Annotated in this window: 18 protein-coding genes; 1 reads left to right on the forward strand and 17 read right to left on the reverse strand. The window is 38.9% G+C overall.

Translation table 11 applies throughout. The features are described from left to right. Positions 1-80: 80 nt before the first annotated feature. The gene (locus tag IEV35_RS13815) at positions 81-803 is read left to right on the forward strand and encodes an SIR2 family NAD-dependent protein deacylase (RefSeq protein WP_188385251.1); all 723 of its coding nucleotides are present in this window, start codon (positions 81-83) and stop codon (positions 801-803) included. A 420-nt stretch (positions 804-1,223) separates the two neighbouring features. Here IEV35_RS13815 and IEV35_RS13820 read toward each other — a convergent pair whose 3' ends face one another. From IEV35_RS13820 to paaA, 17 genes are all read right to left on the reverse strand, one after another. Beyond that, positions 1,224-2,018 carry an ABC transporter ATP-binding protein gene (locus tag IEV35_RS13820; protein WP_188385252.1) on the reverse strand — a complete coding sequence of 265 codons (795 nt, stop codon included), beginning with the start codon at positions 2,016-2,018 and terminating at the stop codon, positions 1,224-1,226. 1 nt (position 2,019) lies between these two features. Then, complete coding sequence (locus IEV35_RS13825; protein ID WP_188385253.1) at positions 2,020-2,997, reverse strand: ABC transporter permease; 978 nt, start codon at positions 2,995-2,997, stop codon at positions 2,020-2,022. Positions 2,998-3,114: 117 nt separating this feature from the next. After that, positions 3,115-4,131, reverse strand: a complete 1,017-nt coding sequence (locus IEV35_RS13830; protein WP_188385254.1) for an ABC transporter substrate-binding protein — start codon at positions 4,129-4,131, stop codon at positions 3,115-3,117. A 176-nt stretch (positions 4,132-4,307) separates the two neighbouring features. Next, entirely contained in the window at positions 4,308-5,318 is a 1,011-nt protein-coding gene (locus tag IEV35_RS13835; RefSeq protein ID WP_188385255.1) for an alpha-ketoacid dehydrogenase subunit beta, read from the reverse strand. Continuing rightward, positions 5,319-6,374, reverse strand: coding sequence for a pyruvate dehydrogenase (acetyl-transferring) E1 component subunit alpha (pdhA, locus tag IEV35_RS13840; protein ID WP_188385256.1), 1,056 nt, complete (start codon positions 6,372-6,374; stop codon positions 5,319-5,321). A 113-nt stretch (positions 6,375-6,487) separates the two neighbouring features. Continuing rightward, complete coding sequence (locus IEV35_RS13845) at positions 6,488-7,468, reverse strand: NAD(P)H-dependent flavin oxidoreductase (protein WP_188385257.1); 981 nt, start codon at positions 7,466-7,468, stop codon at positions 6,488-6,490. A gap of 8 nt (positions 7,469-7,476) precedes the next feature. Further along, positions 7,477-8,253: an enoyl-CoA hydratase-related protein gene (locus tag IEV35_RS13850; protein WP_188385258.1), complete on the reverse strand. Its 777-nt coding sequence runs from the start codon at positions 8,251-8,253 to the stop codon at positions 7,477-7,479. Between the two features lie 154 nt (positions 8,254-8,407). Further along, positions 8,408-9,607: an acetyl-CoA C-acyltransferase gene (locus tag IEV35_RS13855; protein ID WP_188385259.1), complete on the reverse strand. Its 1,200-nt coding sequence runs from the start codon at positions 9,605-9,607 to the stop codon at positions 8,408-8,410. Then, positions 9,604-10,479 carry a 3-hydroxyacyl-CoA dehydrogenase gene (locus tag IEV35_RS13860; protein ID WP_188385260.1) on the reverse strand — a complete coding sequence of 292 codons (876 nt, stop codon included), beginning with the start codon at positions 10,477-10,479 and terminating at the stop codon, positions 9,604-9,606. Before IEV35_RS13860 ends, IEV35_RS13855 begins: the two co-directional genes overlap by 4 nt. 486 nt (positions 10,480-10,965) lie before the next feature. Next, on the reverse strand, positions 10,966-12,486 hold the full coding sequence (locus IEV35_RS13865; protein WP_188385261.1) for an aldehyde dehydrogenase family protein: 1,521 nt from the start codon (positions 12,484-12,486) through the stop codon (positions 10,966-10,968). Between the two features lie 10 nt (positions 12,487-12,496). Then, positions 12,497-13,273, reverse strand: a complete 777-nt coding sequence (locus IEV35_RS13870; RefSeq protein WP_229740756.1) for an enoyl-CoA hydratase/isomerase family protein — start codon at positions 13,271-13,273, stop codon at positions 12,497-12,499. A 2-nt stretch (positions 13,274-13,275) separates the two neighbouring features. Further along, positions 13,276-14,046 (reverse strand): enoyl-CoA hydratase/isomerase family protein, encoded by a 771-nt coding sequence (locus tag IEV35_RS13875; protein WP_188385263.1) that lies wholly within the window; start codon positions 14,044-14,046, stop codon positions 13,276-13,278. Continuing rightward, complete coding sequence (locus IEV35_RS13880) at positions 14,039-14,344, reverse strand: EthD family reductase (RefSeq protein ID WP_188385264.1); 306 nt, start codon at positions 14,342-14,344, stop codon at positions 14,039-14,041. Before IEV35_RS13880 ends, IEV35_RS13875 begins: the two co-directional genes overlap by 8 nt. An 11-nt stretch (positions 14,345-14,355) precedes the next feature. Next, a complete protein-coding gene (paaD, locus tag IEV35_RS13885) occupies positions 14,356-14,865 on the reverse strand; it encodes a 1,2-phenylacetyl-CoA epoxidase subunit PaaD (RefSeq protein WP_188385265.1) in 510 nt (169 codons plus the stop codon). Between the two features lie 45 nt (positions 14,866-14,910). Next, positions 14,911-15,732 carry a 1,2-phenylacetyl-CoA epoxidase subunit PaaC gene (gene paaC / locus IEV35_RS13890; RefSeq protein ID WP_188385266.1) on the reverse strand — a complete coding sequence of 274 codons (822 nt, stop codon included), beginning with the start codon at positions 15,730-15,732 and terminating at the stop codon, positions 14,911-14,913. Beyond that, positions 15,729-16,082, reverse strand: coding sequence for a 1,2-phenylacetyl-CoA epoxidase subunit PaaB (gene paaB, locus IEV35_RS13895; RefSeq protein WP_188385267.1), 354 nt, complete (start codon positions 16,080-16,082; stop codon positions 15,729-15,731). The genes paaC and paaB overlap by 4 nt, the downstream gene beginning before the upstream one ends. Positions 16,083-16,099: 17 nt before the next feature. Beyond that, on the reverse strand, positions 16,100-17,089 hold the full coding sequence (gene paaA / locus IEV35_RS13900; protein ID WP_188385268.1) for a 1,2-phenylacetyl-CoA epoxidase subunit PaaA: 990 nt from the start codon (positions 17,087-17,089) through the stop codon (positions 16,100-16,102). Positions 17,090-17,129 lie beyond the last annotated feature (40 nt).

The raw sequence follows: 17,129 nt of genomic DNA on the forward strand, positions 1-17,129 counted from the left end.
TGAGATGCCATCTCGGTCTTTTTCTTTTTCCCTGACGTTATACTATGATATAGATAAGATCATTTATAAGGGGTGGAACAATGCAAGAGGTTTTAGATTTACTTCAGTCATCTTCTTATACAGTTGTTTTTACTGGTGCAGGTATGTCTACAGAGAGTGGTTTACCTGATTTTCGTACAAAAGATCGTGGACTTTGGGAGAAATTTAATCCAGATGAATTAGCTAATGTACATGCCTTGATAAATAACTTTGAAGAGTTTACTAATTTTTATCAATACCGCCTACGTGAGATTAATAAATTTCAACCTCATAAAGGGCATTTAATCCTAGCAAAATGGGAAAAAGTTGGTCTCATTAACAGTATCATCACTCAAAATGTAGATGGCTTTCATCATGATGCAGGAAATGAAAATGTGATGGAATTGCACGGAACATTTCGCAAATTTTATTGTAATCAATGTAAACGAGAACAAAGTAGAGAGGATTACTTAAATGGAAAAAGCGAGTGTTCCTATTGTGATGGTCCTGTTCGCCCAGGTATTGTTTTGTTTGGTGAGATGCTACCGGAGGACGTATTTTATAAAGCTGAATTAGAAACTGCAAAGGCTGAATTGTTTATTGTATTAGGCTCTTCACTTACCGTTAGCCCTGCAAATATGTTTCCAATGGTCGCGAAAGAACAAGGAGCCAAACTTGTTATTGTAAATCGTGAACCTACTCCAATGGATCATTATGCAGATGTTATCATTCGGAATATGAGTATTAAGGAGTTTTTGGTGGAGATGGATAAGGGAACGGAGTAAGTGGAGGTCGTCATTAACAGTTTGAAATGATTTTGCGGTGTTTTTGTTAATGAGGGACGGTTGTCACTAACAGTTTGAGATGACTTTTCGGAGCTTTTGTTTATGAGAACGGCTGTCACTAACAGTTTGAGATGATTTTTCGGAGCTTTTGTTTATGAGAACGGCTGTCATTAACATTTTAATGTTAATTTTCGTTGCTAATGTTTATGAGGGTGGTTATCAACTACATTTTAACCAGTTTTCTTGAGTTAATGTTTATGAGAACTTACATCAACTTCATTTTTAGTTATTTTTCTGCGCTAATGATTACGGGATCCTCTATCAGCACCAAATAAAACTTAATTTTTTCCAACATACAGTCGAGAATAGCAACCAAACAAAAAACAGGAGTACTCACACTCCTGTTTTTCATAATCATCATTACCCCAACACAGCACGATCACTTTCAAATTGTTCTCCACGAATACGTTGGAATTCTTTTAGTAAGTCTTCAATTGTTAAGTTTTGTTTCTTCTCCCCATCAATGTCTAAAATAATCTGCCCTTTGTCCATCATGATCAGACGATTTCCTAAATCAAGGGCTTGTTGCATATTATGAGTTACCATTAACGTTGTCAAATTATGTTCTTCTACAACTTTTTTAGTTAGGTTTGTAATTAATTCTGCACGAGCTGGGTCAAGCGCGGCAGTATGTTCATCCAAAAGGAGGATATTTGGATTAGTGAAAGTAGCCATTAATAAAGATAATGCCTGTCTTTCCCCACCTGACAATAAGCCTACTTTTGCATTGAGACGATTCTCTAATCCTAAATTAAGTGTGCTCAAATGATCTCTAAACTCCGACTTACGTTGCTTATTAACTCCAGGTATTAGCTTTCTTTTCCGTATACGAGAATAAGCAAGAGCTAGATTTTCTTCAATCGTCATTGCAGGAGCAGTTCCAGCCATCGGATCTTGGAATACCCGACCAATATATTGTGACCGTTTATATTCTGGTAACATGGTAACATTTTTATCAGATATGGTTACATCACCAATATCCGGTATTAAGTTACCGGAAATAACATTCATCATAGTGGACTTGCCTGCCCCGTTACTTCCAATTACGGTAACAAACTCTCCTTCTTTAAGTTTCAAATTAATGCCTTGTAAAGCTTTTTTCTCATCGGGAGTCCCTTCATTAAATGTAATAGAAACATCATTTACTTGTAGCATATTAGGCTCCCTCCCTTGCTTGTTCAAGTGCTGCCCGCTTCTGTAAACGGCGTTTTTTATCTCTTCTTGCCTGCATCATTCGCGGTGTAACAAGTGCTAGCATGACAATAAATGCAGTAATCATCTTCATGTCACTCGTATCTAGAAACTCGACACGTAGTGCAATGGTGACAACGATACGATAAATAATTGCCCCGCCGATTACAGCAAGAGTTGTAATAACAATCGTCCTCTTTCCAAATAATGCTTCACCGATAATAACAGATGCCAAACCAATAACAATCATCCCAATTCCCATGGATGCATCTGCAAACCCGCCTAGCTGAGCAATTAATGCCCCACTTAAAGCAACCATCGCATTTGAAATACCAACACCTAAAATAATCAAGTTATCTGTATTCGCAGAAAAACTACGAATCATCTTCTTGTTATCTCCCGTTGCTCGTAATGCTAGACCAACTTCTGTTTTCAAGAAATAATCTGATAAGAATTTAATTGCTAGTGTAACGATAATCATAAAGAAGAGAATTACCCATGTTGCAGGAGCTCTTGAACCAACTGCAGTAAACATGCCACCTAGGAATTCATCAATTCCTGCAGGCCAAATTTCACGAAGTTGTGAGAAGATAGTATCTTCGTTATTTAATGATACAGTTGGTCGACCCATTATTCGTAAATTTATCGAATATAATGCAATCATCATCAAAATCCCTGATAATAATGCATTTATTTTTCCCTTCGTATGAAGAAGACCAGTGACACATCCTGCAATAAATCCAGCAACAATCGCTAACATAGTAGCAACGATGGGTGATACACCATTTACAATAGAGATCGCAGCTACACCGGCACCAGTTACAAAACTACCATCAACTGTTAAATCAGGAAAATCTAATACTCGGAAGGTTAAATATACCCCTAAAGCCATAATTGCATATATAACTCCAGACTCAACAGCACCAAATAAAGAATAAAGCACGTGATTTTACCTCCTTTCCCACATTTAACTTTGGATAAATGTGGGAATTATCTAGTTAGAATAGAGAAGCAGGCCTAGAGCCTGCTTCAAATTTGGACTTATAGGGTACATTTATTATTACTCAGTAGCTGTCTCAATAAATTGAGCATCTTCATCCCAATCAGCGTTCCATTCAATACCTTGCTCTTCAGCAGCTTCTTTATTAATGAATAATTGGATTTCTGGAGGATACTCTACATTAATTTCATTTGGCTTTTTACCATCTTTTAAGATTTCAACTGCCATTTCTCCTGTACGGTATCCAATTGTGAAGTAATCAATACCAAATGTTGCAAACCCACCTTTAGCTACAGAATCAGGCTCTCCAACTACTAATGGAATGTCTTGATCATTTGCTACTCCAACTACACTGTCAAGTGCTGAAACAACCATGTTATCTGTAACAATATAGAATAAATCAATTTCATTCACTAATGAATTTGCAGCCTGTTGAACTTCTGAAGAATTTCCAACAGTACGTTCTTTAAATGTTAAAGAAGTACCTTCGCCTGCTGCTAACACAGCTTCAATTTGTGTAACTGAGTTCGCTTCTCCTGAATTATATAATAGACCTACAGTTGAATTAGGGAAGTACTTATCGATGAAATTAACTGTTTCTTTAATTGCATCTGGGTGAAGGTCAACAACCCCAGTTATATTTTCACCTGGTTTATCCATTGCCTCGACTATTCCTGCATCAACAGCATCTGTAACTGACGTGAATAAAACTGGAATATCCTTTGCATCTTTCGTCGCTTCTAATGCAGATAAAGCTGCTGGTGTTGAATTGGCAAAAATTAAGTCAACGTCATCCGCAACAAATGCATCATTGATAGGTCCTAAGTTGTTTTGATCACCTTGTGCATTTTTATCATCATACTCTACATTAAGACCAGCGTCTTCCAATGCTTTTTTAAAGCCTTTTAATGCATTGTCTAATGATGGATGTTCTACGATTACGGAAGTACCGATTTTATATGTATCTCCATCTCCGTTTCCATTTCCATCTCCATCCCCATTATTGTTACTCGTACCACATGCGGATAAAACAATAATACTAATTAATGCTAAAACTAAAATTTTAATACTTCTCACCTTTACTCCCCCTTATTCTCTTCTAAACTAATTTTATAATTTGAGAAATTATAACATACTGAAAACTCTAGTCAAGCCTATTTTTTGACAATTCTTTCATCTTGGAAACGCTTACCCCTAAGCCCAATAGATAGTTAAACAATTAAAAAAATAATTATCAATACTATTCGTTTCTTCTAAAAATTTGTTACTTTTTCAATAGATTTAAAAATACGCTCAGGTGTAGGTAAATAATGTTTTTCTAGACTAAAAAATGGAACTGGCACATCAAATCCTGTTACTCTTTCTGTTGGTGCTTTTAAATATAAGAATGAAGTGTCATTTATAATAGAAACAACATCATTTCCAAGTCCACCTGTTCCTGGTGCTTCATGAATAATGACAGCACGACCTGTCTTTTGAACAGATTCACTTATGATTTCTTGGTCAATTGGATACAACGTTCGTAAGTCAATTACTTCACAGCTAATTCCTTTAGCATCTGCTTGCCTTGCAACCTTTTCTACGATAGGAACCATTGCTCCCCATGTAATGAGTGTTACATCCTCTCCCTCCTTGCGTATTTTACCCTTGCCAATTTCTACCGTATAAGATTCCACTGGCACTTCTTCTCGAAAAGCTCGATAACTATGCATTGGCTCCATATATAAAACTGGGTCAGGATCGTTCACTGCTGCAATAAGTAAACCTTTGGCATCTACTGGAGTTGCTGGACAAACGACCTTAATCCCCGGCATATGGGTAAACAAGCTTTCTGCACTATCGGAGTGGATCTCTGGCGCTCGAACACCCGCTCCAAATGGGGCACGGATTACCATTGGAACGGAGTAACGTCCCATTGTGCGCATTCGTATGCGGGATACGTGAGTCATAATCTGGTCATAAGCTGGATAAATAAATCCCATAAACTGGATTTCTGCAATTGGTTTAAAGCCATTTACTGCAAGACCAACTGACGTTCCGATAATGCCCGATTCTGATAGAGGTGTATCAATGACACGATCCTCACCAAACTTCTCTTGTAGTCCATCTGTTGCTCGGAATACACCACCATTTTTTCCGACATCTTCTCCTAGTATTAATGTTGATGGATCCTGCTCTAGTACAGTTTCCATCCCCTCATTAATTGCTTGAATCAATGTTAAACTCTTAGTAGCAGTATCTAACTTTGTATATTCAGTAGTCATTTATTGCCCTCCTAACAACTGCAAATAGGATGCTTTTTGCTTTTTAAGTTGTTCTGGAAGCTCCGCAAAGACATAATCAAATAAGTCCTCGACTCTTGGCGCTGGGTAATCTTCCATTGCTTTCACAGCCGCTTCAACTTCTTCTTCCACTTCTACGTGAGTAGTCGTAATAAACGCTTCATCCCAATACTCAGCATTTTTCATAAAACGCTCCAATCGAACAAGTGGGTCTACGACATCTTCTCCAAGGCCTTCTGGACGATACTTCGTTGGGTCATCTGCAGTTGTATGAGCTCCAGTCCGCCAAGTGACAGCTTCAATTAATGAAGGGCCACCACCAGTTCTTGCCCTCTTAACGGCTTTTTGCATTTCAAAATAGACGGCAAAAAAGTCATTTCCATCCACACGAACACTCGGAATATCATAAGCTACTCCCTTTTGCGCAATCGTTTTTGAGTTTGTTTGTCGTTCAAACGGGACAGAAATCGCATAGCCATTATTTTGATTAAAAAAGATAGTTGGTGTTTGAAAGACACTGGCAAAATTTAGCCCCTCATGAAAATCACCTTCAGATGTTGCCCCATCTCCGAAATAAGCAATAGCGATTGCATTTGTTCCTTTCCGTTTCTCTGCCCATGATGCACCAACAGCATGCAGAAGCTGAGTTGCAATCGGTACAGCAGCTGGGAAAATATGTTTTCCTTCTGGTGGTACACATCCTTCCATTCTGCCATTCCAATATAAAAATGTTCTTGTCATGTCGGCACCATATGTAAGCATCGCTCCATGATCACGATAAGTCGGGAAAATCCAGTCATTCTCTCCAAGGGCTAAGGCACTTCCTACTTGTGCTGCTTCCTGCCCTTCAAATGGAGGGTATGTTCCAATTCTTCCTTGTCTTTGTAAGCTTTTTGCTTTTTTATCAAATGTACGAATTCGGTACATATTAAAGTATGCTTTTTGCACTAATTCACGGTTTATCAAATCTCGATTATTGCTATCAATTAGGTTACCTTCGTCATCGATTATTTGCCTTAACGGGTAAGACTCTATCATTTGTAAACCTCCATTATTTAACGCTTAAATTTATATAACTAAATTTTCACCAGCGTTATTTATACGTTATTTTATCACCGTAAAATAACATGGTCAATTAAATTTTTATAAAATTATAAATCTTTTGAACTATATTGATGTAGTTGATCCAAAACAGATAATCCACTATGAATTTGGTTTCTTGCAGTGATTATCATATCGTCGATTAATTCCTCTACACTCGGAATGTCTTCGATCAATCCAGCTACCTGACCACTATTTAAGAATCCTTGTTCTAAGTTACCGTTCTTCGCACCATTCACATGATAATATTCCGATGTGTGTTGGGTGAATTCTTGTAATGATACCCCTTGTTTTTCTTTTTCCATGAGTGTAAGGACGTAATTCGTGTTCAACACCCGTCTTATTCTTCCAATACTTCTTCCGATAATAATTGCATCTGTACCGTTTGCTTGGATCAGTTTTTCTTTATAAATGGGATGAAATGGCGCTTCCTTCGTTGCAATAAATCGTGTTCCCATTTGTACACCTTCTGCCCCTAACATGACTGCAGCAGCAAGTCCTTTTCCGTCTCCAATTCCCCCAGCAGCAACAATCGGTTTTTTCACCTTCTGGGCAATTTGTGGAATAAGCGTAAATGTTGTTAATTCTAAAGAGGAGTTAATACCAGCTGCCTCATACCCTTCTGCAACAAGAATATCTGCTCCTGCAGCTTCCGCTTTTTGTGCATGCTTTACCGAAGCAACAATAGCCATAACAATTTTTCCATGTTCATGTAACTTCGGAATATACGGTGCTGGATTTCCAGCCGATAAAGATATGACTGGAATATCATGTTTTATACTTAAATCTATTAATTCTGCTACATAAGGAGAAACAGTAATCGCAATGTTTAAAGCAAATGGTTTGAGTGTTCGCTCTTTTGTTTCTAATATAATTTTTTCAACTTCTGTAGGGGGCATAGTGCCACACCCAATTGTCCCAAGGCCACCAGCTTCTGAAACGGCTGCAGTTAGTTCGGCATTCGATATATTCCCCATTCCCCCTTGTATAATGGGGTACTGAATGTTTAGTATGTTCGTTACTCTATTCATGTTACCCCCTATCTCCCCTGAAAGTTTGGGGAACGCTTTTGACTAAATGCTTGTAATGCTTCTAATCGATCTTCGGTAGGTATTATAAGTTCATAAGCTTTTGCTTCAATATCTAATCCTGTTTTTAAATCAGTATTCATGCCAAGTGAGATGGCATACTTCGCTTGTGTCACTGCAACTGGCCCATTTTGAAGAATCTTTGCGGCAAGCTGATTACATTCTTCGATTAGCGAATCATGTTCCGTTACTTGAAGGATAATCCCAAGTTCTAGTGCTTCCTCTGCAGTTATCTTTTTTGCAGTTAAGATTAATTCCTTTGCTTTCATTTCTCCAATTAATCTTGGTAATCGTTGTGTTCCACCAGCACCTGGTATTATCGCCCAACTTGTTTCCGTTAACCCCATCTTTACTCCTTTTACTGCGATAACGAAATCACAAGCTAGCATTAATTCAAACCCACCGCCAAAGCAATATCCATTCACTGCAGCAATTGTTGGCTGTGGTAAATTTGCAATCGCATCAAAAGCATCTCGGATAGCTTTAACATTTCGCCTCACTTCTTGTTCGGTTAATGTTTTTCTTTCTTTTAAATCTGCTCCCGCACTAAATGCTCGATCACCAGCTCCAGTAATTATAACCGCCCGTATCTCTTGATTAAGATGAATTTCTTCTATAATTTCCTGAAGTTCAGAAAGCATTTGGTAGTTGAAAGCATTAAGTGCTTCTTCGCGGCTTAGGGTGATATAGGCGATTTTGTTTTTAATTTCTAACAAGATAGTTCGCATTACAATTCTCCTTTCTTATGGTTTTAGGAGAGTGGAATTTGGTTGATTCGGATGCCTTTTCGGTTGATTAGGGTCCATATACGGTTGATTTGTATCCAATTTCGGTTGAATCAACTACAATCCAATCCATTAACTCACTTCAGTAATGGTACGCCTACATCCCTTCAACAATAATCGATATTCCTTGCCCAACACCAATACACATCGTCGCCAAACCATATGTTGTCTCTCGTTTTTTCATCTCATGAACAAGGGTTGTTAAAATTCTAGCCCCACTTGCTCCAAGTGGATGACCAAAAGCAATTGCTCCTCCATTGACATTTACAATCTCAGAATCTAGTTCCAGCTGATTGATACATTCTAGAGATTGCGAGGCAAATGCTTCGTTTAGCTCTACTAGTCCGATATCTTTGATGGATAGCCCAGCACGATGTAGTGCTTTTCTAGAAGAGTGTATTGGGCCTAACCCCATAATGGCTGGATCAAGTCCAGCAGTTGCACTTGTCACATATCTTGCAAGTGGTTTTAACCCCAATTCATCCGCCTTCTCTGCACTCATGATTAAAAGCGCGGATGCTCCATCGTTTACACCTGATGCGTTCCCTGCAGTAATCGTTCCATTTTCAAATAATGGATTTAACTTCTCTAGCTTTTCTAGTGTCGTATTGGGACGAGGATGTTCATCATGCTCTACCCGAATTTCATTCCCTTTTTTATCGTGATAGATAACTGGTACTAGTTCACTAGAAAACTTATTTTCATCCATTGCCTTTTTTGCCTTTTGTTGACTAAGATAGGCAAACTTATCTTGTTCCTCCCGACTAATTTGGAAGCGTTCTGCTACATTTTCTGCAGTTTGTGGCATTGAGTCTGTTCCATACATTTCCTCGAGAACAGGGTTCACAAAGCGCCATCCAATGGTAGTATCATAAAGTTCCATATTACCTCTCGGAAAATCCTTCTCTGGTTTTGCCATAACAAACGGAGCACGGGTCATACTTTCCGTTCCACCAGCAATAAATATGTCCCCTTCTCCAACAGCAATAGCACGTGAAGCATAGATAACTGCATCTAAACCAGAACCACATAAGCGATTAATTGTAGTGCCTCCAACTTCAACAGGAAGCCCAGCAAGTAAAGCAGACATTCGAGCAACATTTCGATTATCTTCCCCTGCTTGATTTGCATTTCCTAATACAACTTCTTCAATTTGATCTGGTAGTACGTTCGGATTTCGTTCCATTAATGCTTTTATCACGATCGCTCCTAAATCGTCCGGACGAATATCCTTTAACGCTCCTTTATACCTTCCAATTGGAGTTCTTACTGCATCAACAATCACGACTTCTCTCATTTCGGTATCCTCTCACCTTCATTCGTGTACTCATATACTCCACGTCCAGTTTTTCTACCTAACCTCCCCGCTTTAACATATTGTTCTAATAATGGAGCAGGGCGGAATTTCTCTCCTAAGGTCTCATGTAAGTACTTTAAATTATTCAACCTCGTATCTAACCCAACTAAATCGCCAAGTTCTAGAGGTCCCATTGGATAATTAAGTCCAAGCTTAATGGCTTTGTCGATATCTTCAGCAGATGCAACTCCTTCTTGAAGCATATAGAAAGCTTCATTTCCGACCATGGCACTAATTCGGCTCGTTACAAAACCTGGAAACTCCTTAACTTCGACTGTTTCTTTCCCCATTTGTTCTGCTACTTCCCGAATAATATGTACTGTTTCCGGAGCAGTTTCTAATCCTTTCACAATCTCTACCAATCTCATTCGATGGACTGGATTAAAAAAATGCATTGCTGCAACTTGATTTGGTCTAGTTGTGTACGATCCTAATTCTGTTGGGCTTATCGTTGAGGTATTGGAGGCAATGATGATATGGTTCGGTGCATATTGATCAATTGTTTCAAGAACTTGTTTTTTGAGCTCTCGCTTTTCGGGAACTGCTTCGATTACAAAATCGGTCTCTTTTACAACTGCTTGGAGGTCCAGAGACGTATGTAGGTTGTTGAATAGATTACTAGACTGCTCTTTTGATAGTTTCTTTTTAGCAACTGCCTTCTCAGCTAACAGTTTCATGTTTTCTAATGCTGCTTTTAATTGCTGCTGAGATATATCAACGAGTGTTGTTTCGAAACTGGAGAGAGCAGAGACGTAGGCAATGCCACGTCCCATAACTCCAGCCCCAACAACGGTAATCCGTTTTATCGTCATTGATGGTCTTCCTTTCGTTAAAATGAAGTCCTTTGTTCGTTCTACTATTTATTTCTGATCAGATTTCTTCTGGTATTCTTTGATACTAATTGTGCATTTAGGTTGGCAAACAAGGCGTTTCCAATGTTACCTTTCACACTAATTCCATCTGGCTTTAGGCCCATAGAACGCTCGTATGTTAACTTTCACGCTATTTCGATCGGCTTCGGGCTCATAGAGCGACTCTATGTTACCTTTCAACCTAATTCCATCTGGTTCGGGCTTATAGAACGACTCTATGTTACCTTTCATCCCAATTCCATCTGGTTCGGGCTTATAGAACGCTCATATGTTACCTTTCAACCTAATTCCATCTGGCTCGGGCTTATAGAACGACTCTATGTTACCTTTCATCTCAATTCCATCTGGTTCGGGCTTATAGAACGCTCATATGTTACCTTTCTCCCCAGATCCACCTAAATCCGGGCACAAAGAAATACAAACTCCCTAAACCCCAAACGGATTAATTGGCTTCGGCCCGTAATATGACAATACACTCTTATCTTCCATATATAAATCTAATGTTTCCACCGTTAATTCACGGCCAAATCCAGATTGCTTATAGCCGCCAAATGGTGTTCCAGGGAATGCAGAGAACGGGCTGTTAATCATTACAATCCCCGCTTGAATTTGGTGCGCTACTCGAGTAGCTCTAGCTTGATTTGTCGTCCAAACTGCAGAACCTAATCCATATTCCGTATCATTTGCACGCTTAATTACTTCCCGCTCATCGGTAAACTTCTCCACAACAACTACTGGGCCGAAAATCTCTTCTTGAACTACTTTCATATCAGGAGTAACATCAGCAATGATCGTTGGCTCATACCAGTAACCATTTTCAAAGCCTTCTATTTTTATTTCCTTACCACCAGTTAATACGGTTGCCCCATCAGCAATGGCTGATTGAACATATGCATCGATTTTTTCTAGTTGACTACGACTAATTATCGAACCAAGATGAGTTCCTTTATCAAATGGATCGCCTAATTTTAATTTCTTTGTACGACTGACAAACTGCTCCATGAATTCATCATAGATTGCTTCATGAACGAATAAACGAGATCTTGCTTCACACGACTGTCCTGTATTGAAAAAGATTCCAAATAAAGAACCTGCAACAGCCGCTTCCATATCCGCATCCTCAAACACGATACTTGGAGATTTACCACCTAACTCCAGTGTTAAACGTTTTAAAGTACTAGATGCTTTTTCCATGATGTCTCGACCTGTTGGTGTCGATCCTGTGAAAGCTACTTTATTGACATCTTTATGCGTTACTAAGTAATCGCCAACTACTTGGCCCGCGCCTGGAACAGTATTCACTACCCCTTCTGGTACACCTGCTTCATGGCAAATTTCATTTAAAATAATTGCCGTAATCGGAGTTAAGCTTGCTGGTTTTACAACAACCGAACAACCTGCAGCAATTGCTGGAGCAATTTTCCAGGCAGCCATCATCATTGGATAGTTCCACGGGATAATTTGCGCACAAACGCCAACTGGCTCTTTATGGGTATAGTTAAAAAACCCATTCGGCATATTATTCACTTTTCCACGGTGTCCCACAATAGCTCCTGCATAAAACTCAAAATCTTCTATCGCTTGATTAATTTGTACTTGGGCAGCACCGATAGATTTTCCGCTATTTAATACTTCCAACTCACATAATTCATTGAAACGACTCCGCATTATAGCAGCAATTTTATTTAATACACGCGCTCGTTTACCTACCGGATACTTCCGCCACTTTCCGTTATCAAAGGAATTCCTCGCTGCTTGTACTGCCTTCTCTGCATCCTCGATAGTTGCCTTTGCAATCGTTGCAATGACCTCACCTTTAGCTGGATCATATGTTTCAAACATATTTCCTGAAACACTCTCCACTCGTTCACCGTTTATTATCATGGAGTAATGTGACCGTTTCATTTCTCCAACCGCTGTTATTTTTTCCGCTACTGTTTGTTTCATGTTCATCCCCTCATTTCCCTATAAAATTTGGTTTCCTTTTTTCTATAAATGCTTGTAACCCTTCCTGGTGATCTTCCGATAAACCTGCAACTCTTTGGGCATATGCTTCTTGCTCTAAAAATGTATCGTAGTCAATGTTCATGCTATTTTGCATGTAACGTTTAATTAATGAAAATGCCTTTGTTGGTAAGCTTGCAATTCTTAGAACAAATTCGTTAACTCCCGAGTCCCACTCTTCTTCATTAAGGACATTCGTTACTACACCAAGTTCTCTCGCTTCTTCAGCCGTTAATGGTTTTCCTAATGCAGCTATTTCTAACGCTTTTGCATAACCAACCATTCGCGGTAAATGATAAAGAAAGCCAGAATCTGGTACTAGTCCAATATTCATAAAAGCACTGACGAGTTTGGCATTACTTCGCATTAGCCGAAAATCACAAGCTAACGCCAATCCCATTCCAGCTCCTGCTGCTGTTCCATTAATTGCAGCTATGACCGGCTTCGGTGTCTCTTTTAATGTTTTTAACATTGGATGATACCTGTCTCTCAAGAAATTGGCATGATTTGTTTGATTATCTACTTCACTTAAATCTTGGCCAGAGCAAAATGCTTTACCGCTTCCAGTAATGACAATACATTTGATGTCATCATCCTTTGTCGCATTTACTAAGGCTTTCTTTATTTCCTTATTCATCTGCTCCGTAAAGGCATTGTATGCCTGTGGCCGGTTGAGAGTAATCTCAGCTACAGAATCTTTTTTCTCAAATAGTATTGTTTCAAATCCCATATTCATCGCCCCTTAAAGGTTGGTGGACGTTTATCTATAAAAGCTTGCATTCCTTCTTTTTGGTCTTCTGAGGCAAATGCTAAGTAAAAATTCTTCCGTTCTAAATTCTTCCCTTCTTGTAAAGGCAAATCTCGAGCAGCATAAACTGCCTCTTTAATTAGTCTTAGTGAGATTGGTGGCTGTTCAACTAATTGAAATGCAAGTCTCATTGTTTCTTCAACAACTAGTTCTTTCGCAACTACACGGTTAATTACTCCGTATTTCAATGCTTCATTGGCAGTCATCTGTTCTCCTAACCAAATCCACTCTAATGCTTTCCGTGTTCCCATTGCCTTCGTTAAAAATTGCGTACCACCCGCACCAGGTAATACACCGAGCTTCACTTCTGGAAATCCAAACTTAGCATCTTCAGCTGCAAGGATGACATCACAGTGGAGGGCTAATTCAAAGCCCCCACCTAAAGCAAAACCATTAACAGCAGCAAGGATTGGCTTTTTAATTAAACTAATTTTATCCCATTCAGCAAAAGGGTTTAACAATTCCAAATCTAATGGACTAGCATCTCGCATTTCGTCAATATCTGCTCCTGCTGCAAATGCTAGTTCATTCCCACGAATGACAATAACGCGGATGTCTTCGTTATTTTCAAATGACTGTAATTGGGAGACAATTTCTGTAACCATTTCTCGATTCAAGGCATTTAAAACGTTTGGTCGATCTAGCTGAATAACCCCAACATGATCTTCAGAAAAAGCCTTTATATACTTATTCATCTACCTCTTCACCAATCATTAGCGTGACAATATCACCCGCAAATTTCATCACATCTCTACCAGATGCTTTTCCTTCATCGGTACGCATTGCTTTTTGTAACGATTCATGGTCGTCATAATACATTTCACATAACAGATAAAACTCACTATCTCCCATTGGTGAACCTACTATTTTAGTAACTTCCATTTTTCTTAAACCTGGAATTTTACTAGTAAGAGGTGCATGGGTGTTAAAGTAATGTTCATCAAACGCTTCCTTATCTTTTGGTTGTTTATATAACGCAATTAGTTTTACCATCTTATTTCCCCCTATTTTTTCATTGATATTTGTGGCTTAACTACCGGTTTCATCGCTTCAAACGGATTTCTACAAGAATGACAATATAAAATACTTCTACATGCTGTCGGACCGAAGACATTTTCCATCGATGTATACGTGGAATCACAATATGGACAATTTACAGACCACTCATCACCCGGACGGTAATTTTCTGGTGGAGGGGCAATTCCATGTTTCTTTAATTCTTCTTTCCCTTTATTTGTAATTGCCTCTGTGGACCACTGGTGTTCCATTGTAAATTTCACATGGCATTCTTTTACCCACTCTAGCTCCTCGATTGCTCTTTTCACTTTTATTTCTATGAAATCTAGTGCCGGACAACCCGCAAAAGTTGGAACCATTTGAATCGTAATTGTATCCTCTTCTACGTTCACCTTATGCACCATCCCTAAATCATAGACACTGACAGACGGGAGTTCAGGATCATCCACAGTCTTAAGTACAGCAGTAATTTCTTCTAATCTATCTATCTCGCTCAACTCCTCTCCTTTTTATGGATATTCATCTAACTAGTAATCCATGCCTTACCAGATAGCTGCTTTATCACTTGCATAAACTTCAGAGAGTATATCTAATGCTTGGTTTAAGTCAGTCGTATGTTCCCCGTTTCTACCGTTTCCATATTTTTTCTCTAAAGGACTGTCAGGCACATCTACCAAGACGCTCTTAACTTCCTCTAACCAACGTTCTTTCATTTCTTCTTCACCAATCGCTATAAGTTGCTTACTTCTCATGTCATTGGCTAATGGACCCAACTCGAGTACATCTTCGAATTCTTTCCACGCTTCCTGAACACGTTCATTTATTCGTTTTTTTGATTCATCGGTTGCACTTTGTAATTGCTCCATCCAAAGTTTCCAATGCGCAAGGTGATATGGATGCTCCATTAATACTTTTCTGGCGACAAAAGCTAACGGCTGGTAAGAACTGTTTGCAATCGCTTCCAATTTTATCTTCTTAAATACTTCATAAAGATAATTACGAACGACCGCTAACGCCCAGTCATAGTATGGTTCTTCTAAATATGTCCCTTCTCCATTACGCTTTTCCAAATAAGTCCCGTTCCTACGTTGTTTAGGAATGCGATCATGGGCCAACACATCTGCCTTTCCTACTCCAAGTTCATCTAATAAGTTATAGTACATTGCAGCATGCCCCATTGTATTTTGCGTGATGGAAGAATAGGCAACATCTTCTTCTATATGAGGTGCAAGGCCTAGCCATTCTGAGCCTCGAAAAGAAATAATTAGGTCATCGTCTCCTAACTGAAAAAGAAGTTCCTTTAATGCCTCCAAATAAGTAGAATCTTGTTTGGCTTGTTCAGCAGTTTCAATGTGTTGACTCATTTTTTCTTCACCTCTTTCCATGACATGATTTCTTTTTCATCTAACATGCCTTGTTCTTTCTCCTTCCACTTTTGACGGAGATACCCATATCCTTTTGTTGTCCGGTATTGTTTATTATCAAGCCGTTTTGTTAAGCCTTGCCTTTCTTCACTTGTCATCTTACGAATATCATTTTGCTTTACAACCCATATATCTATTACTTCTTCACGACGCATGAAGTTTTCTTGAGCCATCATCATCGCCATTTCTTTATTTGGTGCTAATAAACTAAATTGATGTTGCATTGGAGCTTTATTTCCTCTTCTACTGAATACTTCATACACTTGATAAAAATCTGATTCATTAGCCATTTATTCTCCTCCCCTCATTAGACCGTAACTGCTTTTGTTGCTAATGCTTCTCGGACCCAACTATTGTTTTCATATGCAATTTCTCTTAGGCGAAGTCTCTCTTTAGACCGTGGGCCTTTATTTCGAATAATTTGTTTAAATTCTTCCCAGTCTGGTTGCTTATAGATCCATTTTTCTTCTTTTTCATCATAACGAATCGTCTCATCTGGTACTGTTAGCCCTAAAGCGAAGACACGAGGCATATATTTTGATAAGAATGCTTGGCGTAATTCTTCGTTATTACTCTTACGAATTTTATATTTAATCATAATGTCTTGTTTGGACGATCCAGTTGTTTCCGCAGAAGCAGGGCCAAAGAACATAAGTAAGGATGGCCACCAACGATTTAGTGATTCTTGTAAAATACTCCGTTGGTATTCATTTCCTTCAGCTAATGCCATAATAATTGATTCACCATGTTGGGCATGAAATACTTCTTCCTGACAAATCCGTTGCAACGCACGCTGATATGGACCATAAGAAGCATCTAGCATATTTGTTTGTGAAATGATTGCAGCCCCATCAACAAGCCATCCAACCATACCTGCATCTGCCCACGTTTTTGTCGGCATATGGAATACGTTATGAAACTTCAAATCGCCATTTAGTAAATCTTTCATTAAGCTTTCACGATTCTTACCCAATGGTTTCATTAAATCTTCTGCCACTCGTAAGAGAAGTTGACCGTGCCCCATTTCATCTTGTACTTTTGCCATAATCCCTAATTTTCTTCTTAATGTTGGTGCTTTCGGTACCCATTCTTTTTCAGGTAGTGCGCCCATTATTTCACTAATTCCATGCATGGAAATAAGCTTAATTAGTGCAATTCGATAATCATCCGGCATCCAGTCGTCTGCTTCAATCTTTTCTCCCGCTTCAATTCGAGCCATAAACGCTTCGTACTTCTCTTTATCGGACTCAACATATGCCGTTGTTTTGGAATCTCCGTCCTCCACATAATTATACATTGTACCACTCCCTTATAACGTTTCTTTAACGTTATAATAA

The sequence above is a fragment of the Ornithinibacillus halotolerans genome, from assembly GCF_014637405.1.
Taxonomy (GTDB): domain Bacteria; phylum Bacillota; class Bacilli; order Bacillales; family Amphibacillaceae; genus Ornithinibacillus; species Ornithinibacillus halotolerans.